The sequence below is a fragment of the Mesorhizobium sp. M1396 genome, from assembly GCF_040317725.1.
Lineage (GTDB): Bacteria > Pseudomonadota > Alphaproteobacteria > Rhizobiales > Rhizobiaceae > Mesorhizobium.
On sequence record NZ_JAMYLA010000009.1, the window covers coordinates 84,114 to 107,905 of the forward strand.

The window sequence follows — 23,792 nt, forward strand, 5'->3', positions numbered from 1 at the left end:
CGGAGGAAGCCGTCCGGACGCGCGCGGTCTGACTAGATCAGCCCGGGGAGGATCAGTTCGTTCCCTTGCCGCCGCACTTGCCCGTGGCGACGTTGAAGTTGCCGCAGGACAGAGGCGCGCGCCAATCGGAGATCAGGTCCTTGGAATCAGGCAAATAGTCGGACCACTCGTCGCCCATCACCAGGCCCGGCGTGCGCGAGACGGTTTCGAACTGGCCGTCGGCCTGGATTTCACCGATCAGCACCGGCTTGGTGATGTGGTGGTTCGGCATCATCGTCGAATAGCCGCCGGTCAGGTTAGGCACCGAAACACCGACCATGGCGTCGATGACCTTGTCCGGATCCGTGGTGCCGGCCTTCTCGACCGCCTTCACCCACATGTTGAAGCCGATGTAATGGGCCTCCATCGGGTCGTTGGTGGTGCGCTTGTCGTTCTTGATGAACTTGTGCCAGCCGGCGATGAACTTCTTGTTCTCGGGCGTGTCGATGCTTTCAAAGTAGTTCCAGGCGGCGAGATGGCCGACCAGCGGCGCGGTGTCGAGACCGGCGAGTTCTTCCTCGCCGACGGAGAAGGCCATGACCGGGATGTCCTCGGCCTTGACGCCCTGGTTGCCGAGTTCCTTGTAGAACGGCACATTGGCATCGCCATTGACGGTCGAGACGACGGCGGTCTTCTTGCCGGCCGACCCGAACTTCTTGATCGCCGAAACCTCGGTCTGCCAGTCGGAGAAGCCGAACGGCGTGTAGTTGACCATGATGTCTTCGGCAGCGACGCCCTTGGCCTTCAGATAGGCCTCGAGGATCTTGTTGGTGGTCCGCGGATAGACGTAGTCGGTGCCTTCCAGCACCCAGCGCTTCACCGAACCGCCATCCTCGCTCATCAGATAATCGACCGCCGGAATGGCCTGCTGGTTCGGCGCCGCGCCCGTGTAGAACACGTTGCGCTCGCTTTCCTCGCCCTCATACTGGACGGGATAGAACAGGATGTTGTCGAGTTCGGAGAACACCGGCAACACCGACTTGCGCGACACCGAGGTCCAGCAGCCGAACACCGCCGCGACCTTGTCCTTGGAGATCAGTTCGCGCGCCTTTTCTGCGAACAGGGGCCAGTTGGAAGCAGGATCGACGACAACCGCCTCGAGCTTCTTGCCGAGCAGGCCGCCCTTGGCGTTCTGCTCGTCGATGAGCATCAGCATGGCGTCCTTCAGCGTCGTCTCCGAAATCGCCATGGTCCCCGACAGCGAATGGAGAATGCCGACCTTGATGGTGTCGTCGGCCGCCCTGGCGGGTGCGGACATCAACAGGCCGGCGGCAACCACGCTCGCCGAAAACATCTTTGTTATTGTCGAGAAATTACCCCTCATATTACAGACTCCCAAGCTGGTTGATTGCACCGCAACACTACAAAGCAACCCCCATGCCAATCGCCTTGGCGACACCAAATGGAGACGAATAGTCCAGCGTTATCAGCGTGTTGAAATGCCAGGCTTATAGAAACATAGAGAGCTGGTTAAAAATTGATTGAGAGAAATTTGCGCAGCACACGGGGGCATCTGCCTAATTTTCGCTCATTATTGTTAAATGCCTAGATTTTGATCTTCGTAGGCATGTCGCAGACGACCGGTGTTGCGGCACGGTGCAAAAATAGGGCAAGCTCGCGCCTCAAACGAGCGACGTCATGGTTTCAGGCATTTCACGCATTTTTATCGGTATATTGCTTGCGGCGGCAGCAACCGGGGCCGCGCGAGCCGACTTCAGCGACGGCAGGATGCCCGACGGCACCTATCGCTGCGAAGTGTATCTGCTTGGCATGTTCCTCAATCTCGGCGACATCACCATCAAGGGGAACGTCTACACTGGCCCATTCTACACCGGCCTCGGCACCTTCGGGACCGCGCAGCAGGGGTACAATTATCAAATGGATGCAAACGGCGGGATCTCCTGGCTCGGGCCATTGGGCGGCTATACCGCCGGCGGCAACTCGCTGTCGCTGACCCAGGCAACGTTGGACGGTCAGACCCCGCCCTCTTTCGACATCATCATGAAGCAGCCCGACGGCGCCTTCACCGCCTCGACCTGCACCAAGCAATGAGGCGGCAAGAAAAAGACGCGGAACCTTGCGGGTTCCGCGCCATCAGGTCGTCGGGAGGAAGTGACTAGATCGTCTTGGCCGACATCTGCGCGGCGATGTAATCGGCCTGGCGGATTGCCAGCGACACGATCGTCAGCGTCGGATTTTCCGCCGCACCGGTCGTGAACTGGCTGCCATCCGACACGAACAGGTTCTTGATGTCGTGCGTCTGGCCATGCTTGTTGACGACGCCGTCTTCCGCTTTTTCGCTCATCCGGTTGGTGCCGAGATTGTGGGTCGACGGATAGGGTGGCGTCGGGAAGGTGCGCGTGGCGCCGACCGCATCGTAAAGCGCCGAAGCCTGCTTGTAGGCGTGGCTGCGCATCGCGGTGTCGTTCGGATGGTCGTCGAAATGCACGTCGGCGATCGGCATGCCGTGCGCGTCCTTCTCGTCGGCATGCAGCGTGATGCGGTTCTCCGCGCGCGGCATGTCCTCGCCGACGATCCACAGGCCGGCCATGTGGTCGTAGTGGTCGAGGGCGGTGGTGAAGGAGCGGCCCCAGGCGCCCGGATCGAGGAAGGCGGCCATGAACGGCAGACCGAGCGACAACGTCTCGAACTCGTAGCCGCCGACGAAACCACGCGACGGGTCGTGGCGCGCCTCGTCGCGGATGATGCCGGCCATGGTGGTGCCGCGATACATGTGCACCGGTCTGTCGAAGATGGCATAGACCGAGCCGGTGGTGTGCCGCATGTAGTTCTTGCCCATCTGTCCCGACGAGTTGGCGAGACCATCGGGGAATTTGCCCGATGCCGAATTGAGCAACAGGCGCGGGCTTTCGATCGAGTTGCCGGCGACGGCGACGATGCGCGCCTTCTGCTCCTGCAGCTTACCGTCCTTGTCGGCATAGACGACGCCAGTCACCTTGCCCGTGGCGTCATGGTTGATCTTGATCGCCATGGCGTTCGGCCTGACCTCGAGATGGCCCGTCGCCTCGCCCTTGGGGATCTCGGTGTAGAGCGTCGACCATTTGGCGCCCCATTTGCAGCCCTGGAAGCAGAAGCCGGTTTGCTGGCAGGACATACGGTCGTCGCGCTCGACCGAGTTGATCGCCATGTTGCCGGTGTGGCATTCCTTGTAGCCGAGCTTGTCGGCGCCGGCCTTCAACACCTTGAAATTGTTGTTGCCCGGCAGCCTCGGCCAGTCATTGGTGCCGGTGACGCCCATCTTGGCTTCGGCCTTGGCATAGTAGGGCTCCATCTCGGCCAGCGTGATCGGCCAGTCCTGCAGGTTGGCGCCTTCCAATTTTCCGTAGGTCGACAGCGTCTTGAACTCATGCTCCTGGAAGCGCAGCGAGGCTCCGGCCCAATGCGTGGTCGAACCGCCGACCGACTTGACGATCCAGGCAGGCAGGTTCGGAAAATCCTTGGCCACACGCCAGTCACCGGACGTCGTGCGCTTGTCCGTCCAGGCGAGTTGGGTGAACGAGCCCCATTCGTCGTTGATGAAATCCTCGTATTCGTGGCGCGCGCCGGCTTCCAGGATGACGACGTCGACACCCTTTTGGGCGAGTTCGTTGCCGAGCGTGCCGCCGCCGGCGCCCGAGCCGATGATGACGACCACGCCGTCGTTGTTCAGATCAAATGAAGCTGCCATGGTTTCCTCCCATGATTTCTGTTTGCGGGTTCGGGGGCTCAGAGCCACTCGATGTCGTCGAAACCGCGCGCGATGTAGCCGCCCTTGGAATAGGATTCGCCCTCGTAGCCGAAGATCGGCCACACCTCTTTTTGGTTGTAGAGGCTGACGACGAGGCCGCCACGGATGGCCTGGAAGAACGGCGTCGCCTCGACCTGCTTCAGCACGCCGACGCGCTGGTCCTCCCAGCCGAGGCCTCGATAGCCGCCGTCACCGGCCTTCTTGTCGAGGTCGGCGATGCCGTCTTCGATCATCGCCTTGTAGGCGGCATCCTTGCCGGCCTCCTCGTCATGGCCCTTCACGGCAATGGCATAATATTTGTCGGGGACCTGATCGTGCGGATAGATGTCGCGCGCCATCTGGATCAGCGTCGCCATGGTTTCGGGCTTGAGCGCCGATGTCTCGAGCCCCCAGGCATGTTCGGGACTGATGACCGCACTGCCGGAGATGACCAGCAGCGCGCCGATGCCACCGCGTTTGAGAAGCTCGCGACGTGAAAGCCCAGGCTTCGCGTCATAGATCGTGACCATTTTGTTCCTCCCTGCTTGCTATTTGCACCCCTTGAAGCACGTCACAATTGACGGGCTTCAAGACCTTGTTTGTGCATGTCGTCATCCCAAAACCGCTGCGCACTTTTGGGCGACATGCTTGAGAGTGCCGTTGCTGGCGTCGCGCTGGCGAGCGCGGCCGAATATTCTCCTATTGGAAGCGACCTGTGCGTTGCAGAACCTCGATCTTGTAGCCGTCGGGATCCTCGATGAAGAAGAAGCGGGCGATCAGCGACCCGTCGCGGTTGAACTCGACGATCTTCTTCGGGTTGAGGCCGATCGCGCCGAGACGGTCATGTTCGCTGTCGAGGTCGACGACCGAGACCGCAAGGTGACCGTAGCCGTCGCCGAGTGCGTAAGGCTCCTGCCGATCCTTGTTCACGGTCAGTTCGAGCTCGAACCCCGTCTCGGCATTGCTGAGGTAGACGAGCGTGAAAGTCTCGAAGTCCAGCCTGTCGGCGACATCGAGCCCGAAGGCATTTCTGTAGAAGTCGACGGATCGGGCCTCGTCGAGGACCCGGATCATGCTGTGGATCGCCTTGGGCAAATCAGTCTCCGCGATGGTGTGCAGGCGATTATGCGCGGCGCGGACAAAAGGTGGTGGCAGCCGGTTACCCCGCCCGAGGCCGTAACCGTCCTGCATCGCCGACAGGGACAAAAGTCCGATTGCCGTCGCGGCGATTTTGCCCGAGAATGCACATGGGGACAGGTTAAGCAGTATCAAACCGCAGGCCCGTCCACCCAAGACCAACAATCATGGGAGGTTTGTCGGATGTGCAGGGTGTTTGCGGGCCAGGATCCCGAAGGCTATCGCCAGATCAACCGGTCGATTCGCATCGACGGCCACTCGACCAGCATCCAGCTTGAAGCGACATTCTGGGCCTTGCTGGACGAAATCGCTGAAAACCAGGGTTTGACGACGCCGAAATTCATCTCCAAGCTTTATGACGAAGCCATCGAGATCAACGGAGCCATTCCGAACTTTGCGTCGATGCTGCGCACCACCTGCGCGCTCTACCTGCGTGGCCACCGGCCGAGCATGGAAGAGCGGATGGTGCCGAAGCGGGAAGCGGCCTAGGGCGCCTCCACGGCGACCGCGAGCGCTAGCCGGGTCATGTCGGTGAAAAGCGCCTGGCGCTCGGAATAATCGATCTGTTCGCCGGTCTCGATGTCGTCGACCACGACGCAGATCGACAGCGCGCGAGCCCCGAAATGCGCGGCGATGCGATAAAGAGCGCTGGTTTCCATATCCACGGCCAGGGCTCCGGCCGCCCGCGCATCGGCAAAGCGGCCGGCTCCTTCGGGGTGATAAAAGATGTCACTGCACACCGTTGGGCCGGTGCAATGGTCGATGCCAAGTTCGGCCGCCTTGGCAAGCGCACAGGCGAGAAGCGCCGGATCCGGGCCGGCGGGTTCATAAAGGCCGAAGACCTGACCACTCTGCGCGCTTTCCGCTTGTGCCGATTGCGAGATGACCAAGCTGCGCAGCTTTGCCTTGGCGGTCAGGCTGCCGCAGGTGCCGGTACGGATCAGCGTCCGGGCGCCATAATAATCAAGCAATTCATGCACATAGATCAGAAACGACGAGACGCCGATGCCGGTCGAGTGGATGCTGACGGGCTTGCCGCGAAACAGTCCGGTAAAGCCAAGCGCGCCGCGTCGGCGATTGATGCAGCGCGGCACTTCCAGGAAGGTTTGCGCCATCCAATCGGCGCGCTGCGGATCGCCCGGCAACAGCACCGTGTCGGCGTAGTCGTCCTTGTCCGCTTCGTTGTGCGGCGTCAATCGCTGCTCCCCAAGCCCGCTTGCCGTTTCACCCGCGATCATGGCGTTGTCACGGCGCGACGCAAGGGAAGAAAATAGAGAAGTTCTAAGACTCCAGCATGTCCTTGACGATCGTCGCCAGCTGCTTGAGCGAAAACGGCTTTGGCAGGAAGCCGAAATGCGCGTCGGCCGGCAGGTTTCTGGCGAATGCGTCCTCGGCATAACCGGACACGAAGACAAACTTGATGTCCGGCTGGCGCTTGCGCAACTCACCAAGCAGGGTCGGTCCATCCATTTCCGGCATCACCACGTCGGAAACGACGATGTCGACCTTGCCGCCCAGCGCCTCGAACACTTCCAGCGCCTCGACGCCCGAAGACGCCTCATGCACGGTGTAGCCACGCGACACCAGCGCGCGCATGCCGCCCATGCGCACGGCATCCTCGTCCTCGACGAGCAGCACCGTGGCCGAGCCAGACAGGTCCTTGGCCGCATCGGCCACCTTCACCGGTGCCGCCGGCACATCGTCGGGCTCGCCTGCTTTTTTTACGTCCGCGATATGACGTGGCAGGAAAATGCGGAAAGTCGACCCTTTGCCGACCTCGGAATCGCAGTAGATGAAGCCGCCGGTCTGCTTGATGATGCCGTAGACCATCGACAGGCCAAGGCCGGTGCCCTTGCCGACTTCCTTGGTGGTGAAGAAGGGCTCGAAAATCTTCTTCAGCACGTCGGGCGCGATACCGCTGCCGGTGTCCTCGACTTCGACCACGACATAGTCGGCCGGGGTGAGTTCACGATAGGAAAAGGCCTTGCATTCCTCGGCGGTCACATTGCGGGTGCGCACGGTGAGATCACCACCCCCCGGCATGGCGTCGCGCGCGTTGACCGCGAGGTTGACCACCACCTGCTCGAACTGCCCGATATCGACCTTGACCGGCCACAGGTCGCGGCCATGGTCGACCTTCAGCTTGATGTCGTTGCCGACCAGGCGGGCCAGCAGCATCCTGAGATCGGCGAGCACGTCGGTCAGGTTGAGCACTTCCGGCCGCAACGTCTGCTTGCGCGAGAAGGCCAGCAACTGCCGCACCAGCGAGGCCGCCCGGTTGGCATTCTGCTTGATGTTCATGATGTCGGGGAAGGACGGGTCCGACGGACGGTGGTTGGTCAACAAAAGGTCGGACGCCATGATGATGGCGGTCAGCACATTGTTGAAATCATGCGCGATGCCGCCGGCAAGCTGGCCCACCGCCTGCATCTTCTGGCTTTGCGCCATCTGCCCTTCGAGCGCTTTCTGCTCCGTCGTCTCGACGGCGTAGACGATGGCGGACTCCTCGGCGCCCTCGCCGCCGGTACCGTCGGCGACAGCGTTGACGTAGAAACGGATGTGCCGCTCGTCATTGCCGGGCAGAAGCGTATCGATCGGCTCGATGTCGGCCTGCCGCTGCTGCGCCTTTTCGAAAGCAGCCGCGAAGGCCAGCCGGTCGCGTTCATGGATGACCGTGTCGAGCCGCACACGGCGATCGACGGCGTCGCGGTCGACGACGGATGAAAACAGCGACAGGAACGGCGCATTGGTGCGCAGGATGCGCCCGTCGTGGTCGACGCCGGCTATCGCCATCGGTGTCGAGTTGAAGAAGCGGGTGAAGCGCACTTCCGAGGCCCGCAAATCGGCAGAGGAGTCCTCGCCTTGCGTGCGGTTGAGCACGATCGTGCGCGTCGGGCCGTTGAGGCCTTCGCGGCTGGCCGAAACGCGATGCATGAAGCGCACCGGCAGCGCTTCGCCCGTCATCGTCGTCAAGTCGAGATCGACGACCGCGTTGCGCGTCGTGCCGGGATCGGCCTTGACCGAACGGACCAGCGCCATGCCGTCGCCGGCCACGATCTCGGCCAGGGAGACCGCACCGGGCGTGAAGCTGGTGAGGTCGATGCCCAGCCATTCGGCGAGCGTGGCATTGATGTAGGTGACGCGGCCCTCCTGGTCGGCCGAAAAGAAGCCGGCCGGCGCGTGGTCGAGATGATCTATCGCCTGCTGCAAATCGAGGAAGAACCGCTCCTGCTCGGCCCGCTCCTGCGAGATGTCGGCAAGCTGCCAGGCCAGCATCGGCAGCCGCTGGCCTGGAACGCTGAAGGTGCGGGCGCGCGCCCGGTACCAGCGGGCGCCGGGCTCGGCACCGGGCCGAATGGATTGCGCGAGCCGAAACTCGCCATCGCCCGGCTGGCCGTCGCGCAGGCCGGACGCCAGGCGATAGATCGTCACCGACGCTTCGGGGACATCCGAGAGCAACCCCTCGACCGTCTTCAGGTCGGCCGCCGACGACGCTCCGGTCATATCGGCATAGGCGCGATTGGCGTAGACGACACGGCCCTTGGTGTCGGTGACGAGAAGGCCCTGCGACATCGAATCGACGAAGGATTTCGACAGTTCGTCGCCTGTCGAGCGCGGCGTGACCTGCACGAAGCCGATCGCCGTGGCAAACAGGAAGCCGACGCCGATCATCGCCAGCACGCCGAGCATGCCGAGCAGGAAAGGATCGCCGAGGCGCTCGCGGAAAAGGCCGAAGACGATCGCCGCCCCCGTCAGAACGACGATGAAAATGATGAGCCGGGTGACCGCGCCCGGTCGCGTGTTCTGGTCGACGATCGGTACCGGATAGAAATCGCCGCGCGCTTCCTTGGCCATATGCCCCCTGCTCGTGAATTCCGGTGTTCCGACATCCGCCCCTAGCGGGTTGAATCACATTCTCCTAGTCCGGAAAAGGCCTTGGCGGCAAATGTCGGATAAAAATGATGTCTTCAAGCCTTCGGAGTTTTTCTAGCTGTTCACCAGCGTGAAACGCAACTTGCGGTGGCCCGCCGCAACGGTCTAGTGTCGCGTCACTTCCAAGGGCAATCAGGGGAAACCGATGCAATGGCTGGATAGCGTGGCGGGTCCTGGTTATGCCGCGGCACTGTTGTGGACGTTTGCAGCACTTGTCCTGCTGGTCATCGTTCTCATCCTCGTGAAACTGGTGCGCAATCTGACGTTCGGAACCTTCGTTGCCGGCGGCAGGAACCGCAAGACACGGCTGGCCGTCATGGACGCCACCGCCGTCGACAGCCATCGCCGGCTGGTGCTGGTGCGCCGCGATGACATCGAGCATCTGCTTCTGATCGGCGGCCCGACCGACCTCGTCGTCGAGCGCGATATCCGTCTTTCGGCGCCGCGGCGTCCGGCATTGACCGGAGACGGCGGCTTGCAGCCGGTGCCGGCCGCCGCGGCCCCGGCGGCAAGGCCGCGTCCGCCGCAACCCGCTCCACCGCCGCCAAGACAGGCACCGGCTCCGCAGCCGGCGAACACAGCGCCGCCCGCTCGCCCGCGCCAAACAGCACCGGCACCGCCAACCGCGGCGCAAAGCTACCAGCCGACCAATGTCACGCCGCTGCCCGCCTACGGCTCCGCGAATGCCAATGTCGTCCGGCCTGCACCACTGCCGCCGCCGAGACAGGAGAGCATCGACGACACGCTGATGAGGGAACTCGAAGTGTCGCTCGACCAGCCCCGCTCCGGCAGCCCGGCGGGCAAGCCGGCGGCCAAGACACCACAGTCGCTCGACGATGAAATGACCAAGCTTCTCGGCGAACTCTCCAGCCAGAAGCGATGAGCGGCCCCTGATTAGCTATCCCAAGCGAAAATCGTAACCGGTTTGGCTGCCGAACCACCTTTCGGAAGGCCCATACGTCAAGGGCCATGGGGTCAAGAGCCCATGCTTCAAGGTTTTGTGGATTTCGTGCGCCCTGACCGGTCTGCCGCGCCAATGAAATGGCCGGAAAACCGGCCATTTCAAAATCAACGTCGCTCATGACGGCCGGTCGTGCGCCGCCGGCTTTGACTCTCAGTCGTCGCGGTAGACTTTTTCGCGGCGCTCATGCCGCTCCTGCGCTTCGATCGACAACGTCGCGATCGGACGTGCATCGAGCCGCTTCAGCGCGATCGGCTCGCCGGTCTCTTCGCAATAGCCATAAGTGCCTTCGTCGATGCGCTGCAGCGCGGAATCGATCTTTGCAATGAGCTTGCGCTGACGGTCACGCGCCCTGAGTTCGATGGCGCGGTCGGTTTCCGAAGAGGCGCGATCGGCCAGATCGGGATGGTTGGCGTTTTCTTGTTGCAGGATTTCCAGTGTTTCGCGCGCTTCGCGCAATATGTCGTTCTTCCAGGTGACGAGCTTTGAGCGGAAATAGGATTTCTGCCGCTCGTTCATGAACGGCTCGTCTTCGGAGGGTACGTAATCGGCGGTAACGATGTCGTTCATTCGACTCACCCAAACTGCCCCAAATTTGGCGCCTATATATTCGCCGTCCGACGCCTGCACAAGCGCAATCAGCCGCTGTCTCACGCAATTGTTAATGTGCGCCGGAGCGCACCTTTGCAGCGGTGCGCGGTGGTCTTGATACCAAACTACGCTGTGACACGTTGGATCCTGTGAAACATGCTTTCGGAACATCGGCTGTGATCTTCGGCCGATGCACTATCGCCTTTTGCGGCACCGCATCATGGGTGATTCGGGTATTCGAGGCACACGAGCCATTGTGCGCAACGCGTTCTCGTGGCTAATCCCGGAAGGCCACGGCATTCGGAGGTTGGGTGAGCAGGCTTTATCTGTTGCGACATGCCAAGGCTGGCTGGGCACTGCCCGGCATGCGCGATTTCGATCGCCCGCTCGATGCATCCGGCCGCGCCGACGCCGAAATGATGGGCGCCGCCATGCGCTCCCGCTCCTATGTTCCGGACCTGACGCTGTGCTCCAATGCCAAACGCGCCAAGGAGACGCTGGAAGGCCTGGCCGGCCAGACCGACACCGGTCGGGTGCTGTTCTTCGACACGCTCTACAGCGCGGACGCGGCCGGCTACCTCCATCTCATCCGCGACAATGGCGGATCGGGCTCCTTGCTGGTCATCGGCCACAATCCGATGACGGAAGATCTCACCATGGCGGTTTCGGGCGATGGCGACGAGACGGCGCGGGCAACACTCAACCATGGGTTCCCGACCGCGGGCCTGGCGGTCGTCCGCTTCGACGGCGATCTTGCCAAGGCCGCCCAGGGCACCGGCTATCTCGAAGCGTTCCTGACGCCGGCCAATCTCTGAAGCCATTTCAAACGCGGGTTGCAGAGCCTATATCGGGCGGAGGCAAGCCCAAGAGAGCACATTTTGGCATCATCGCTGACCACCTTCACCGACGAGGCGAGGATTGCCCTCGACACGCTGTCGGGACGCGCTACCGGGCTTTTTTCCCCATCGCTGCGCCTCGGCGTGACCGGATTGTCCCGCGCGGGCAAGACGGTGTTCATATCGGCCCTTGTCCACAACTTGATCCATGGCGGGCGCCTGCCGCTGTTCAAGGCACAGAAATCAGGGCGCATCGCCCGCGCCTTCCTTGAGCAGCAGCCGGACGACGCCGTGCCGCGCTTCCAGTACGAAGACCACATCGCCGCCTTGGTCAACGACCGCGCCTGGCCCGATTCGACGCGCGCCATTTCGGAACTGCGGCTGACCATCGAATATGAATCGGCCTCCGGCTGGAGCCGCATGTTCTCCTCCGGCAGATTGTCGGTCGATATCGTCGACTATCCCGGCGAATGGCTGCTCGACCTGCCGCTGCTCGGCAAATCCTTCGCCGATTTTTCGCACGAAGCATTCGAAATGGCCGTTCTGCCGATGCGCGAGGACCTGTCGCAGGCCTGGCGGACGCTGTCGGCGGAGATCGACCCGAACGCCGATGCCGACGAGATGACGGCGCGCCGCCTGGCCGAAAGTTTCGCCGCCTATCTGAAGGCATGTAAGCTCGACGAGCGGGCGCTTTCGACCTTGCCGCCCGGCCGCTTCCTGATGCCTGGCGATCTCGAGGGCTCGCCAGCACTGACCTTCGCGCCTCTGGCTGGGATTGGCGACAAGCGTCCGCGCCCAGGGTCGCTGCACGCCATGATGGACAGGCGTTACGAGGCCTACAAGACGCATGTCGTGAAACCGTTCTTCCGCGAACACATCACCCGCCTCGATCGCCAGATCGTGCTGATCGACGCCATGCAGGCGCTGAACGCCGGTCCCGGCGCCATGGCCGACCTGGAGCGCGCGGTGACCGAGATCCTCAGTTGTTTCCGTCCCGGCCGCGGCAGCTTCCTCACTGACCTGTTCTCGCGGCGCATCGACCGCATACTGGTTGCCGCGACCAAGGCCGATCACCTGCACCACGAAAGCCATGACCGCCTGCAGGCGATCGTGCGGCGGCTTGCCGACCGCGCCGTGGCGCGCGCGAATTTCACCGGCGCGGATGTCGATGTCGTCGCCATGGCGGCGATGCGCGCGACACGCGAAGGCACCGTCAAGCAGGGTCGAGAGACGTTGCCAGTCATCATCGGCACGCCGATCGCCGGCGAGAGGATCAACGGCGAAACCTTTGATGGAAAGACGGAAACAGCCATATTTCCCGGTGACTTACCGGAGAATATTGATGCCGTGTTCGATGTTTCGGGCCCCGACCATAAGCAGGACTCCGCGGATCCGGCAATTCGCTTCGTCCGTTTCCGTCCACCAAAGCTCGAACGCACGGCCGAAGGCGTCACGCTGTCGTTGCCGCATATCAGGCTCGATCGTGCCTTGCAGTTCCTGATCGGAGATCATCTGGCATGACCGCCCCCCGCAAGCCGGCGGCATTCCGCATCGAGCCGGAAGCCACATCGAGACAATCGGCCCCTGGGCCTCGCAACGACCAGGCTGAGACCCGTGCCCAGGCCGCAATCCGTGCCCAGACCGACACCAAACGCAAACCCCGTGCGATGAAAACCGATGTCGCGATGGTCATACCGGCGGATGTCGATGTCTTCGACGAGCCCGACATCATTGCCGCGGAGCCGCCGCCAGCGATCGCCCCCAAAAAACGCTCGCTGCTCGGCAGCATCTTCTTCGGCGCTTTTGGTGTCCTGGTTTCGCTGGCTGTCGGCCTGTGGACCGACCAGCTCATACGCGACCTCTTCGCGCGCGCCGAATGGCTGGGCTGGCTGGCCGCGGGCATGGCTGCCATCGCCGTGCTGGCGCTTGTGGTGATCCTGATTCGCGAGTTTCTGGCGATTGCCCGCCTCGCCGAGGTCGAAAAGCTGCAGAAGCGGGCGCTCGACGCGATCGCGCGTGACGATCCCAAGGCAGCACGATCGGTCGTCGACGAACTGTCGGCCTTTGTCGCGGCCAAACCCGAGACTGCGGCCGGCCGGCGCGCGCTGGCCGAACTGCGTGGCGAAATCATCGACGGCGGCAATCTTGTGCGCCTGGCCGAGGCCGAAATTCTCGGCCCCCTCGATGCCAGGGCGAAGGTGATGATTCTCGAGGCCGCCAAACGCGTCTCGCTGGTGACGGCGGTCAGCCCGCGCGCGCTCGTCGATGTCGCCTATGTCGTGTTCGAGGCCGGGCGGCTCATCCGCCGCCTGTCGGAACTCTATGGCGGACGGCCGGGAACACTGGGTTTCTTCCGCCTGGCGCGCAGCGTGCTGGCGCATCTGGCGGTTACCGGCTCGATCGCGATCGGCGACAGTTTCGTCCAGCAGATCGTCGGCCACGGCCTGGCGGCGCGTCTTTCGGCCAAGCTTGGCGAGGGCGTCGTCAACGGCATGATGACGGCGCGCATCGGCATCGCGGCGATGGAGACGGCGCGCCCCCTGCCCTTCAGCGCCGCGAAGCGTCCCGGACTGGGCGATTTCCTCTCCGCGCTGACATCGTTTGCCACCAGGAAAGACAGTGAAGCAGCCCCGCCTGGCAAGTAAGCCGGGCCGGAGCGTTTGGACCTTCGGAATTGTTACCGGACTGCTTTGTGGCGGCCCCTTAGTGACGAAGCATTAACCAATCTTGTTCATGGTCAGACGGGTTCCAAACAGCCTCTTTGTTGCCGGGTGTCGTCGATGAAAAGCGTAGTACTATCCAGCGTCCTGCCCCTGGCAACCGTGATCACAGCTCTCGTCGGCATTGCCGGAGCGGCCTCCGCGGCGGAACCGGACAAGCAGTTCTTCCAGTCGGCCGAAGGCAAATGGATCGGCCCCGGCGAAATCGTCGCCGGCAAGTACAAGGGCACCAAATTCAACTGCAGCTTCACCGGCTCGACGCCCGACGGCACGGTCGGCATGTCGCTCGACGGCGGCTGCCGGGTCGGCATGTTCACCCAGCAGATGTCGGCCAAGATCGAGCGCAAGGGCCGGGAGGGCTACAAGGGCAGCTTCATGGGTGGTGCCACCGGCTCCGGCCTCGACATCATCGGCGGCAACGTGGTCGATGCCCGCAAGGTGGTCTTCACCATCAACCGCAACCAGTTGCGCGGTGTCATGCAGGCCCGCATCCCCGACGACAACTCGATGACGGTGACCATTGCAGTGCGCGTCGACGACCAGTTGGTGCCGGTGATCGGCATGAGCCTGAAGCGCGTCGACGCCGTCCAAGTCGGCTCCATCGCCCCGAACTGAAAAATCCAAAAAAAGGCGGCGACCTAGCGGTCGCCGCCTCGTTTGAATCATCGAATCAGGCGCTTAGCCCTTGATCTCGAATCAGGGCGTTAGCCCTTGATCGCGGCCGTCACCTCGTCATAGGCCTTGCAGGCGTCGGCCAGTGTCGTGGTGCCCTGATACTTGGTTGTCACCGCCTGGACCTTGGCGGTCAGATCAGCCGCCTTGGACGGGTCCTTGGTGATCGCCTCCTGCAGCGCGGTAGCCATGTCCTGCGCCTTCTTGGTCGCGATCTCCGCCGTGCACTCAGGCGCCTTCGAGCAAGCCGAACCGGCAAGCACCGCCAGGCCGACGGCAACAAACAAAAACTTCTTCATGTCAGTCATCTCCTCAAAAAGGGCGCGACTTGATCGTCGATCACCCTCCAATGGCCGAAGCCGAGCGTCCTTAGCCATCGATTGTGCCAAGATGCAACGTGTTCCCGGCGTCAACTTGTGTATCGCGCCTGCAACGTCGCCGGTGATCTGGATTCGGGCTGTTCGATCCCCGCCGAAGCCCCTATCTTCGCCCCCTGTCACATAAACCCGAAATCGGAATCGGTCCTCAAACGAGCGGAATGGCGGCATGGCGGTAGAGGCATCGAGCAGCGATCTGGTTCAGGTGGTGGCGCTGCTTGCGGCCGGCGTCGTCGCCGTTCCGATCTTCAAGCGCATGGGCCTCGGCTCGATTCTCGGCTATCTGGCCGCCGGTGTGGTGATCGGCCCGTTCGGCCTCGGCGTCTTTTCCGAATCGGAAGCCATTCTTCATGTCGCCGAACTCGGCGTGGTGATGTTCCTGTTCATCATCGGGTTGGAAATGCAGCCGTCGCGGCTGTGGGGCCTGCGCCGCGAGATCTTCGGCCTGGGCGCCCTGCAGGTCGGCGTCTGCGCGCTTCTGCTGACCGGTGTTGGCATGGCGGGAGGGTTTCCGATCGCGCAATCCTTCGTCGCCGGCGCCGGCTTCGTGCTGACCTCGACGGCGATCGTCATGCAGCTTCTCGAGGAACGCGGCGAAATCGCCGCGCCGAAAGGCCAGCGCATCGTATCGGTCCTGCTGCTCGAGGACCTGGCCATCGTGCCGCTGCTGGCCCTGATCGCGTTCCTGGCGCCTGGTGGAGCCGACACCAGCCTGTCGGAGCGGCTGACCGAGGTCGGCATCGGCCTCGCCGCGATCGTAGGCCTGGTGGTGGCCGGCCGGTATCTGCTCAATCCGTTCTTCCGCATCCTGGCGGATGCCCGTGCCCGCGAGGTGATGACGGCGGCGGCGCTTCTGGTCGTTCTCGGATCCGCGCTCGCCATGCAGCTCAGCGGCCTGTCGATGGCGATGGGGGCCTTCCTGGCCGGCGTGCTGCTGTCCGAATCGACTTTCCGCCACCAACTCGAAGCCGACATCGAACCGTTCCGCGGCATCCTGCTCGGCCTGTTCTTTCTCGCGGTCGGCATGTCGCTCGACCTGCATGTGGTCGCCGCGAACTGGCGGCTGATCGCCATCTATGTCGTCGCCTACATGGTGATGAAGGCGTTTGGCATCTACATCGTCGCCCGGGTCCTGAAGTCAGGTCATCGCGAAGCCTTGGAGCGCGCGATCTTCATGGCGCAAGGCGGCGAATTCGCCTTTGTCCTTTACTCGTCGGCGGCGGCCGTCGGCATCATCGACGGCAACGCCAACGCGACGCTGACGGCGATCGTCATCATCTCCATGGTGCTGACACCGCTGGCGATCATCGCCTTGCGGTATCTGACACCACACGACGAGCAGTCGCTCGACGGCGTAGATGTCGCCGATGGCCTGACCGGCAGCGTGCTAATCATCGGTTTCGGCCGCTTCGGGCAGATCGCCAGCCAGCCGCTGCTGCTGCGCGGCATCGACGTCTCGATCATCGACAATGAGGTCGAGATGATCCAGGCGGCGGCCGATTTCGGCTTCAAGGTCTACTATGGCGACGGCACCCGGCTGGACATCCTGCATGCCGCCGGCGCCGGCCGGGCGCGCGCCGTACTGATCTGCGTCGACAAGCCGGATGCCGCCGTCCGCATCGCACAGCTGATCAAGGCTGAGTTTCCTTTGCTCACAGTGCTGGCACGCGCTTTCGATCGTGGCACCGCGCTGCAACTCATTCGCGCCGGCGTTGATTACCAACTGCGTGAAACCTTCGAATCCGCACTTGTTTTCGGCGGCTCGGCCCTGGAATCGCTGGGTGTCGATCCGGAAGACGTGGCTGAAACGATCGAAGATGTCAGACGCCGCGACACCGACCGCTTCGAAACTCAGCTCGCCGAAGGCATTCGCGCCGGACAGCGCTTCTTGAAAGGCAATATCGGCACGCCGATTCCGACACCGCTCTCCACGCCACGCCGCCCTGGTCAGGCGCTCAACGAAGAGACGGCCGGCGTGCTGCACAAATCCGAACCCGCTGACTGAGCAAGGAATCAGGCATGGAATTGGACAGCAGAGCCCTGTCGGTCACCAAGTTCTGGCGCGATGCCGGCGAGGACGCGTGGTTCGAGAAGAATGAGGCATTCGATGCCGTCTTCCGCGACCGCTTTCTGGATCTGCACTACGCGGCGGCGCGGCGTGAATGCGACGGCTGGCTGGAGCATGCCGAAGGCTCGCTGGCGCTGATGATCCTGCTCGACCAGTTTCCGCGGAACTGCTTTCGCGGCACCGGCCATATGTACGCGACCGACCCGCTCGCCAGATATTTTGCCGCAAAGGCGATCGCGGCCGGCCATGATCTGGCGCTCGAAGAGGAAGTCCGCGTCTTCCTCTATCTGCCGTATGAGCATTCGGAATTGCTCGCCGACCAGCACATATCGGTCGATCTGACCCAGGCCAGGGCCGAACCCTATCTGAAGTATGCTGTCGAACACCTTGATATAATTCAGAATTTCGGCCGTTTTCCGCACCGAAACAGGATGCTTGGCCGCGAAACCACCCCACAGGAGCAGACGTTCCTGGATGGCGGCGGATTCTCGGGCTAAAAGTGGCCGCCACCTCGTCCGGATGTCAGGCTAGCCACCAATCCCGGCCGGACGACAATCGCTCGATGCCAGAGGTGTCGACGGCGACCAGCCGGTCCGTGATGCTGCGACCATTGACGACCAGGCTGGGCGCGATCTCGGCCAGCGGCGCCAGCACGAAGGCACGCTCCAGCATGCGCGGATGCGGCACCTCCAGCCCCGTCTCGTGAATGACGCGGTCGCCGAACACCAGAATGTCGATGTCGATCAGCCGTGGCCCCCAGCGCTCCTCGCGCACCCGCTTCAGCTTGCGTTCGGCATCGAGGCAAAGGTCGAGCAAGGCACGCGGCGCTAGCCCGGTGGAAATTTCCGCAGCCGCATTGAGAAAATCCGGCTGATCGAGCTTGCCCCAGGGTGGCGTGCGATAGAGTGAGGAGACGCCGGTGACACGCGTGTCCGCGTCGGCATCCAGCATGCGCAACGCCGCGCCCATCGACTTTGCCGGGTCGCCAAGATTGCCACCAAGGCTGAGATAGACCGTACTATTCGGGCCAGACAACGGTCACCTCGACGTAATCGAGCACGCCGGGCACCGGGGCGTTGGGCTTGCGCACCGTGATTTCGGCTTTCTTGATTTGCGGAAAACGCGCCGTCAGCGCACGGGCCACTTCGAGCGCCAGGGACTCGATCAGGAAACGGCGCTGCCCGGTGATGATCTTTTCGATCACCGTGAACGCAATGCCATAGTTGACGGTGTCATCGATGGAATCCTCGACAAGCGCCCGGCCGGGATCGACGGTGAGCGCGGCATCGACATAGAAGCGCTGGCCGAGCCTCTCTTCCTCGTCCAGCACGCCGTGCCGGGCAAAGAAAGCGCAGTTCTTCATGCGGATGACATACATCGCTCAGTTTCTCGCCCGGTCGGTTTGACGCGCCAGCATAGCATCGGCGAGCGCCAATGCGTCCACGTTGAATGCGACATCGTGGACGCGAAACAGATCGGCGCCCTTGAGCCGCAAGATGACGCTGGTCGCCGCTGTTCCAACCCCTCTGTCGGCGGCATCGCGGCCGGTGACCGTGCCGATGAAGCGTTTTCGCGACGTACCGGCCATCAGCGGCAAGCCCAGTATATGCAGCTCGGAAAAGCGAGCCATCAGGTCGAGATTTTCCTCCGCCGTCTCCTTGGCGAATCCGAATCCCGGATCGAGCACGATATGGTCGTCGGCAACGCCGTTCTGGCGGGCGATCTCCAGCGATTTCCGCAGGAACGCCAACTGATCGGCAATCACGTCCGGCAGCTTCCGGCGATCCCGCCCGGTATGCATGATGACAAGCCCGGCGCCGGTATCGGCGGCGACGCGCGCAATGTCGGGCTCGCGCTGCAAACCCCAGACATCGTTGACGATATGCGCACCGGCGGCAACCGCGAGCCGCGCGGTCTCGGCGCGATAGGTGTCGACCGAGATCAGCACCTCGCCAGTGCTCGCCAGTGCTTCGATCACCGGCAGGATGCGGGCCTGTTCCTCGCTTGCCGATACCGCGGCGGCACCGGGGCGGGTCGATTCTCCGCCGATGTCGACGACCAATGCCCCTTCCGCCATGATGCGCCGTGCCTGGGTCAGTGCCGTTTCGGGGGCGTCGAACAGACCGCCGTCGGAAAAGCTGTCGGGCGTGACGTTGAGGATGCCGACGACCACGGCCTTACCGCCAAGGTCGAGATGGCGCCCATGCGCCAACTGCCACCGCCTAGCCGTCATTGCTCATCAACCATGGAGTTCATCAATCATGTGTGATCCCCGGCGGATCAATTCCGTTGCGCCGGCAACGGCCGTAAAGCAAGGTGGTCGAAGAGGCAACATGATGAAACCATCCATGCTTGGCATGAAACAATTCCTGCTTGGCGCGCTGCTCGCCCTGACCGCGATCCCGGCGGGTGCGGCCAATCTCGTCAAGACGTACAGCTACTTCGCCGTTGGCGGCAGCACGCTCGATGAAATCGAGGCACAGCTCTTCAAACGCGGGCCGGAGGTGAAAAGCACGGGTACGCGCCACCCTGGCGCCACGCAAATGGCCTTCACCACCCGCATCAGCTATGCGCGGACATCGAGCTCCTGCCGGATCGCCGATGCCGTGGTGACCGTCAAAGTGAAGGTGATCCTTCCCGAATGGCGCCGCACACGCAAGGCCGATGCCGATGTCAGGCTGTTCTGGGACACGCTCTCGGCCGACATCAAGCGACATGAGGAGCGCCACGTCGAGATCGCGAAGAACCATGGCCGCGAGCTCGAACAGGCGCTGGAAGCCACCTACCCGCAAAGGAACTGCGACGCCGCCAAGGCCAAGGCCGCCGCCATCACGGCGGCCGTTCTGGCCAGACATGACCGTGCCCAGGTCCAGTTCGACCGTGTCGAAAGCGTCAATTTCCAAAGCCGCATCCTCAGGTTGCTGCGCTACCGGATGGAGCGCATCGGCAACGGTAAACTGCCGCCGGCCTGAATCCGCCGAGGCGTTGAATGGCGGCGCAGGCCAATTGCGCTGAAGCGTAGTGCCAGCTTCGAAAAATTTCCGAGCACAGGTCGAAATCGGCCTATACGGGACGACATATGTCAGGTTCGCCAGGGCGACCTTCGAAAGATCAATGCGGCCAACGCGATCAACACGCTGGAATGGCTGAATGGGGCCGGCCAGCCGCAAGCATACGGATGAATGGACATGGACCAGACTGTCGATAGTCGGACGGCGGTGAAGAGCGACGCGCCTCTCAGCGAAAGCGAAAAGAACGCAATCATCGGTGGCGTACTCCTGTCGATGCTTCTGGCAGCGCTTGACCAGACCATCGTCGCGCCGGCGATGCCGACCATGGCGCGCCTGCTCGGCCATGCCGAATATCTGCCATGGATCGTGACCGGTTACCTGTTGACCGCCACCGCGATGGCGCCGCTCTATGGCAAGATATCGGATGTTTATGGTCGCCGGCCAACGATTTACGCGGCAATCCTCATCTTCCTTGCCGGATCTCTGGTTAGCGCCATGGCGCCTAACATGCTGGTCCTGATTGTCGGCCGCGCGATCCAGGGCGCCGGCGGCGGCGGCCTGTTCGCGTTGGCGCAGACCGTGATCGGTGACCTCGTGCCGCCGCGCGAGCGCGCGCGCTACTCGGCCTGGATCGCGGGAACCTGGGCGGTCGCCAGCATCGCGGGCCCGCTTTTGGGCGGCACCTTCGCCGAGCATCTCCACTGGTCGCTGATCTTCTGGATCAACATCCCGCTTGGTCTCGTCGCCATGGCCATCATCAACAAGCCGCTGAGAAAGCTGCCGATCGCGGCAAAACATCATCGCATCGATGGCCTAGGCGCGTTGCTGCTCGTCGCGGCCACCGCCTTGCTGTTGCTGGCGTTGAACTGGGGTGGCAGCGAATATCCATGGCAGTCACGCGAAATCTTTGGGCTGCTCGCCTGTTCGGCTGTCATCTGGAGCGCCTTTGCGTTGCGGCTGCTGCGCGCGGCCGAACCGCTGATCTCGCTCGAGGTGCTTGGCAACCCGATCGTCCTTGCCGGCACGTTGTCATTGTTCCTGCTGCAGGCCGCCAATATCGGGCTCGCGGTCTACCTGCCGGTCTACTTGCAGTCCATCCTCGGGCTTTCGGCCAGTGAATCGGGAACCGCCATGCTTGGGCTCATGCTCGGCACCGTTGCGGGCGCGACATTCAGCGGCCGCACGATTCCCCGGTTCGTTCACTACAAGCGGATCGCGATGGTAGGGGTGACCTTCGCCATCCTGTGCCTCGGCATACTTAGCCTGGTGGCGGGGCATGCTTCCCTGCTGATCGTCGAGATTCTGACGACCTGCATCGGCCTGGGCAGCGGCACGACATTTCCGGTTGCCACCGTGTCGGTTCAGAATGCCGTCGATCAGGCCCATCTCGGCGTCGCCACCGGCGTACTGACCTTCCTTCGTTCTTTGGGCAGCGCGCTTGGCGTCGCCATCCTTGGCGCGGTCGCGCTCGGCTACGGCCTGCCGCTTGCCGGAGAAGGGACCCAAGCGGCCAGCACCGCCGTCGAGGCACTGGCATTCGTGATGATCTTCTTCACCGCGGCAGCGATGCTGGTCATGGCGCTCGTCGCGCTGGTGCTGATGCCGGAAAAGCCGCTGCGCGGCCATCCCGAGGCTCCGGTGCTGGCTGACTGACAAAAGACGTGAAGCGCGTCGGCTGCATTTGATTATTCAAAGCGACACGTTTCAGGAAGCTTCCACCACGCCGAGCTTCTTCTGCAGGCTGGTCGAGGAGGTCGTGTACTGGAACACGATACGCTCGCCGGGGCTGATGACGCGCTTGGCGGCCTGCGCCATCAGCGCCACCTCGTGGAAACCCGACAGGATCAGCTTCAACTTGCCCGGATACCAGTTGATGTCGCCGACCGCGAAGATGCCGGGCACCGATGTCTGGAACTTCTCGGTATCCACCGGAATGAGGTTCTCGTGAAGATTGAGCCCCCACTCCGCGATCGGTCCGAGCTTCATGGTCAGGCCGAAGAACGGCAGCATGCGCGTACAAGGCACCTCGACATCGCCGTCCGGCCCCTTGATGGTGGCCGATGACAGCTGGCCGTCGGCGCCGGTCAATCCGGTCACCTGCCCGACCTGGAAATGCAGCTGCTTCATCTCCTGCATGGCATACATCTTGTTGACGCTGTCGGGCGCGGCACGGAATTCAGGCCGCCGGTGCACCAGCGTCACGCTCTTTGCCACAGGCTGCAGGTTGAGCGTCCAGTCGAGCGCCGAGTCGCCGCCGCCGACAATGACGAGGTCGTGGTCGCGAAAATCCTCCATCCGCCGCACCGAATAGAAGACACTCTTGCCTTCATAGGGCTCGATGCCCGGGATCGGCGGACGCTTGGGCTGGAAGGAGCCGCCGCCGGCGGCGATCACCACCACCTTGGCCTCGAACACTTCGTTCTCGTCGGTGGTGACGCGAAAACTGCCGTCCTCCAGCTTTTCGAGGCTGGAAACCATGCGGTTGTAGGTGAAATCAGGCTTGAACGGCGCGATCTGCTCAAGCAGTTTGTCAACCAGCCCCTGCGCCGAGATCGAGGGCCAGCCGGGAATGTCGTAGATCGGCTTTTCCGGATAAAGTTCCGCGCATTGGCCGCCGGGCCGGTCGAGGATGTCGATCAGGTGGCACTTCATGTCGAACAGGCCGAGTTCGAACACGGCAAACAGGCCGACAGGCCCTGCCCCGACAATAAGCACGTCTGTCTTGGTGGTCTCGGTCATGCGATGTGCCTCGCTGCGAAGAGAGCAGGACACTGCATGACCAATGCTCCGCTGCCAAGCCGCAGCGGGAAAAATCAGTTGGCAAGGATCCTGCGCTTATCCCTGGCGGGCGGGCACGCGGACAACCAGGCCGTCAAGCGCGTCGCGCACCTTGATCTGGCACGACAGGCGTGAGTTCGGCTGGACCTCGTAGGCGAAGTCCAGCATGTCCTCTTCCATCGCTTCCGGCTCGCCGACCTCAGCCGTCCAGGCTTCGTCGACATAGACGTGACAGGTCGCGCAGGCACAGGCGCCGCCGCATTCCGCCTCGATGCCGGGCACGGCGTTGCGGATCGCGTTCTCCATGACCGTCGAGCCGTTCTCGGCGTCCACGTCGAAATGTGTGCCGTCATGGGCGATGAAAGTTAGCTTGGTCATTTGTCACCTGAAGGGAGTTGCAGCCGAGATAATCACTCCGGCGAGCAAGTCAACTGCCGCGCGAAAGCGCCGCCCCGTGACGTTTTTCCGCAAACCGGGTTTGGTGCCGGATTCAGCGACTGATGGCGGCGATGAAATCGCGCACTTCGTCGATCAGCGTGCCGAGTCGCTTGAGCGTCTGGTTGTCTTCCGGCCGGCGCTCGATCTCGGTGACGCAATCGGCAATGGCAAAGGCACCCACGCCGCGTGCCGAGCCCTTGAGCCCATGGGCGAGCAGAAGCCGGTCCTTGATGTCGGCGTCGACTATTCGGTCGCGCACCGACAGCGCCTGTTGTACAAACAGCGCCAGCACCTCCTGCTCGAGGCCGCGGTCGCCCATCGTCTGGCGGGCAAGGTGTGCCAAATCGACCGGCCGCGACCGCCTCGGTCCGGATACGTCGCCCCCGGGCATTGAGAAGGCAATGCCGCTTTCGCCACGCATGAACTCGAACTCCGTTTCTTCAATCGCCCCAAAACCTAGGCGAATCCAGTGGACAACGGGTTAATGGATGGCCCCGAAAAATG

The 23,792-nt window shown here is 62.8% G+C and carries 25 protein-coding genes; 11 read left to right on the plus strand and 14 right to left on the minus strand.

The genetic code is table 11. From position 1 onward, the window contains the following. Positions 1 to 52: 52 nt before the first annotated feature. Positions 53 to 1,363 (minus strand): urea ABC transporter substrate-binding protein, encoded by a 1,311-nt coding sequence (gene urtA / locus NKH02_RS08055; RefSeq protein ID WP_352870909.1) that lies wholly within the window; start codon positions 1,361 to 1,363, stop codon positions 53 to 55. Positions 1,364 to 1,677: 314 nt separating this feature from the next. Between urtA and NKH02_RS08060 the strand changes: the two genes are divergently transcribed. Beyond that, positions 1,678 to 2,091 carry a hypothetical protein gene (locus NKH02_RS08060; RefSeq protein ID WP_352877756.1) on the plus strand — a complete coding sequence of 138 codons (414 nt, stop codon included), beginning with the start codon at positions 1,678 to 1,680 and terminating at the stop codon, positions 2,089 to 2,091. Positions 2,092 to 2,155: 64 nt separating this feature from the next. Here NKH02_RS08060 and NKH02_RS08065 read toward each other — a convergent pair whose 3' ends face one another. The 3 genes from NKH02_RS08065 to NKH02_RS08075 all read right to left on the minus strand — a co-directional run bounded on the left by NKH02_RS08065 (position 2,156) and on the right by NKH02_RS08075 (position 4,861). Continuing rightward, the gene (locus NKH02_RS08065) at positions 2,156 to 3,727 is read right to left on the minus strand and encodes a GMC family oxidoreductase (protein ID WP_352877759.1); all 1,572 of its coding nucleotides are present in this window, start codon (positions 3,725 to 3,727) and stop codon (positions 2,156 to 2,158) included. 38 nt (positions 3,728 to 3,765) lie between these two features. Next, the gene (locus tag NKH02_RS08070; protein WP_352870906.1) at positions 3,766 to 4,296 is read right to left on the minus strand and encodes a gluconate 2-dehydrogenase subunit 3 family protein; all 531 of its coding nucleotides are present in this window, start codon (positions 4,294 to 4,296) and stop codon (positions 3,766 to 3,768) included. A gap of 169 nt (positions 4,297 to 4,465) precedes the next feature. Beyond that, positions 4,466 to 4,861, minus strand: a complete 396-nt coding sequence (locus NKH02_RS08075) for a VOC family protein (protein WP_352877761.1) — start codon at positions 4,859 to 4,861, stop codon at positions 4,466 to 4,468. Positions 4,862 to 5,086: 225 nt separating this feature from the next. Here NKH02_RS08075 and NKH02_RS08080 point away from each other — a divergent pair, with 225 nt between their 5' ends. Beyond that, on the plus strand, positions 5,087 to 5,392 hold the full coding sequence (locus NKH02_RS08080; RefSeq protein WP_352870912.1) for a ribbon-helix-helix domain-containing protein: 306 nt from the start codon (positions 5,087 to 5,089) through the stop codon (positions 5,390 to 5,392). Here the strand turns inward: NKH02_RS08080 and NKH02_RS08085 are convergent. Continuing rightward, the gene (locus tag NKH02_RS08085) at positions 5,389 to 6,099 is read right to left on the minus strand and encodes a purine-nucleoside phosphorylase (protein WP_352877764.1); all 711 of its coding nucleotides are present in this window, start codon (positions 6,097 to 6,099) and stop codon (positions 5,389 to 5,391) included. The two genes, NKH02_RS08080 and NKH02_RS08085, sit on opposite strands and share 4 nt — an antisense overlap. An 85-nt stretch (positions 6,100 to 6,184) precedes the next feature. Further along, positions 6,185 to 8,758 carry a cell cycle histidine kinase CckA gene (gene cckA / locus NKH02_RS08090; protein ID WP_352877766.1) on the minus strand — a complete coding sequence of 858 codons (2,574 nt, stop codon included), beginning with the start codon at positions 8,756 to 8,758 and terminating at the stop codon, positions 6,185 to 6,187. Between the two features lie 223 nt (positions 8,759 to 8,981). Between cckA and NKH02_RS08095 the strand changes: the two genes are divergently transcribed. Beyond that, positions 8,982 to 9,719: a hypothetical protein gene (locus NKH02_RS08095; RefSeq protein ID WP_352877769.1), complete on the plus strand. Its 738-nt coding sequence runs from the start codon at positions 8,982 to 8,984 to the stop codon at positions 9,717 to 9,719. Positions 9,720 to 9,950: 231 nt separating this feature from the next. Here NKH02_RS08095 and dksA read toward each other — a convergent pair whose 3' ends face one another. Beyond that, positions 9,951 to 10,367: an RNA polymerase-binding protein DksA gene (gene dksA, locus NKH02_RS08100; RefSeq protein ID WP_013531862.1), complete on the minus strand. Its 417-nt coding sequence runs from the start codon at positions 10,365 to 10,367 to the stop codon at positions 9,951 to 9,953. Between the two features lie 332 nt (positions 10,368 to 10,699). Between dksA and NKH02_RS08105 the strand changes: the two genes are divergently transcribed. The 4 genes from NKH02_RS08105 (at position 10,700) to NKH02_RS08120 (ending at position 14,559) form a co-directional block, all read left to right on the plus strand. Continuing rightward, positions 10,700 to 11,203: a SixA phosphatase family protein gene (locus tag NKH02_RS08105; RefSeq protein WP_352870901.1), complete on the plus strand. Its 504-nt coding sequence runs from the start codon at positions 10,700 to 10,702 to the stop codon at positions 11,201 to 11,203. A gap of 63 nt (positions 11,204 to 11,266) precedes the next feature. Next, positions 11,267 to 12,745, plus strand: a complete 1,479-nt coding sequence (locus NKH02_RS08110) for a YcjX family GTP-binding protein (RefSeq protein ID WP_352877772.1) — start codon at positions 11,267 to 11,269, stop codon at positions 12,743 to 12,745. Continuing rightward, positions 12,742 to 13,869: a YcjF family protein gene (locus NKH02_RS08115; protein WP_352870899.1), complete on the plus strand. Its 1,128-nt coding sequence runs from the start codon at positions 12,742 to 12,744 to the stop codon at positions 13,867 to 13,869. Before NKH02_RS08110 ends, NKH02_RS08115 begins: the two co-directional genes overlap by 4 nt. Positions 13,870 to 14,004: 135 nt before the next feature. After that, a complete protein-coding gene (locus tag NKH02_RS08120) occupies positions 14,005 to 14,559 on the plus strand; it encodes a hypothetical protein (RefSeq protein WP_352870898.1) in 555 nt (184 codons plus the stop codon). Between the two features lie 89 nt (positions 14,560 to 14,648). Here NKH02_RS08120 and NKH02_RS08125 read toward each other — a convergent pair whose 3' ends face one another. Beyond that, the gene (locus tag NKH02_RS08125) at positions 14,649 to 14,915 is read right to left on the minus strand and encodes a hypothetical protein (RefSeq protein ID WP_352870897.1); all 267 of its coding nucleotides are present in this window, start codon (positions 14,913 to 14,915) and stop codon (positions 14,649 to 14,651) included. Positions 14,916 to 15,162: 247 nt separating this feature from the next. Here NKH02_RS08125 and NKH02_RS08130 point away from each other — a divergent pair, with 247 nt between their 5' ends. Together NKH02_RS08130 and NKH02_RS08135 are read left to right on the plus strand one after the other, a co-directional pair. Beyond that, the gene (locus NKH02_RS08130) at positions 15,163 to 16,998 is read left to right on the plus strand and encodes a monovalent cation:proton antiporter-2 (CPA2) family protein (protein WP_352877774.1); all 1,836 of its coding nucleotides are present in this window, start codon (positions 15,163 to 15,165) and stop codon (positions 16,996 to 16,998) included. 14 nt (positions 16,999 to 17,012) lie between these two features. Further along, entirely contained in the window at positions 17,013 to 17,558 is a 546-nt protein-coding gene (locus NKH02_RS08135; protein WP_352877777.1) for a DUF924 family protein, read from the plus strand. A 25-nt stretch (positions 17,559 to 17,583) separates the two neighbouring features. On the opposite strand, the gene folK is transcribed toward NKH02_RS08135, so the two are convergent. From folK to folP, 3 genes are read right to left on the minus strand one after another with little or no spacing between them, the layout of a single operon-like run. Next, positions 17,584 to 18,096, minus strand: coding sequence for a 2-amino-4-hydroxy-6-hydroxymethyldihydropteridine diphosphokinase (gene folK, locus NKH02_RS08140; protein ID WP_352870892.1), 513 nt, complete (start codon positions 18,094 to 18,096; stop codon positions 17,584 to 17,586). Next, positions 18,080 to 18,439, minus strand: coding sequence for a dihydroneopterin aldolase (gene folB / locus NKH02_RS08145; protein ID WP_352870891.1), 360 nt, complete (start codon positions 18,437 to 18,439; stop codon positions 18,080 to 18,082). Before folB ends, folK begins: the two co-directional genes overlap by 17 nt. Before the next feature lie 3 nt (positions 18,440 to 18,442). Then, positions 18,443 to 19,294: a dihydropteroate synthase gene (gene folP / locus NKH02_RS08150; protein WP_352877780.1), complete on the minus strand. Its 852-nt coding sequence runs from the start codon at positions 19,292 to 19,294 to the stop codon at positions 18,443 to 18,445. A 103-nt stretch (positions 19,295 to 19,397) separates the two neighbouring features. On the opposite strand from folP, the gene NKH02_RS08155 reads away from it, so the two are divergent. Further along, on the plus strand, positions 19,398 to 20,033 hold the full coding sequence (locus tag NKH02_RS08155; RefSeq protein ID WP_502910997.1) for a DUF922 domain-containing Zn-dependent protease: 636 nt from the start codon (positions 19,398 to 19,400) through the stop codon (positions 20,031 to 20,033). 216 nt (positions 20,034 to 20,249) lie between these two features. Then, positions 20,250 to 21,725 (plus strand): MDR family MFS transporter, encoded by a 1,476-nt coding sequence (locus tag NKH02_RS08160; RefSeq protein WP_352877782.1) that lies wholly within the window; start codon positions 20,250 to 20,252, stop codon positions 21,723 to 21,725. A 51-nt stretch (positions 21,726 to 21,776) separates the two neighbouring features. On the opposite strand, the gene NKH02_RS08165 is transcribed toward NKH02_RS08160, so the two are convergent. The 3 genes from NKH02_RS08165 to NKH02_RS08175 form a co-directional block, all read right to left on the minus strand. Beyond that, the gene (locus NKH02_RS08165) at positions 21,777 to 22,811 is read right to left on the minus strand and encodes an NAD(P)/FAD-dependent oxidoreductase (protein WP_352870888.1); all 1,035 of its coding nucleotides are present in this window, start codon (positions 22,809 to 22,811) and stop codon (positions 21,777 to 21,779) included. A 96-nt stretch (positions 22,812 to 22,907) separates the two neighbouring features. After that, positions 22,908 to 23,228: a 2Fe-2S iron-sulfur cluster-binding protein gene (locus NKH02_RS08170; RefSeq protein ID WP_023674833.1), complete on the minus strand. Its 321-nt coding sequence runs from the start codon at positions 23,226 to 23,228 to the stop codon at positions 22,908 to 22,910. Between the two features lie 112 nt (positions 23,229 to 23,340). Then, entirely contained in the window at positions 23,341 to 23,709 is a 369-nt protein-coding gene (locus NKH02_RS08175; protein WP_352877785.1) for an Hpt domain-containing protein, read from the minus strand. Positions 23,710 to 23,792: the final 83 nt, after the last annotated feature.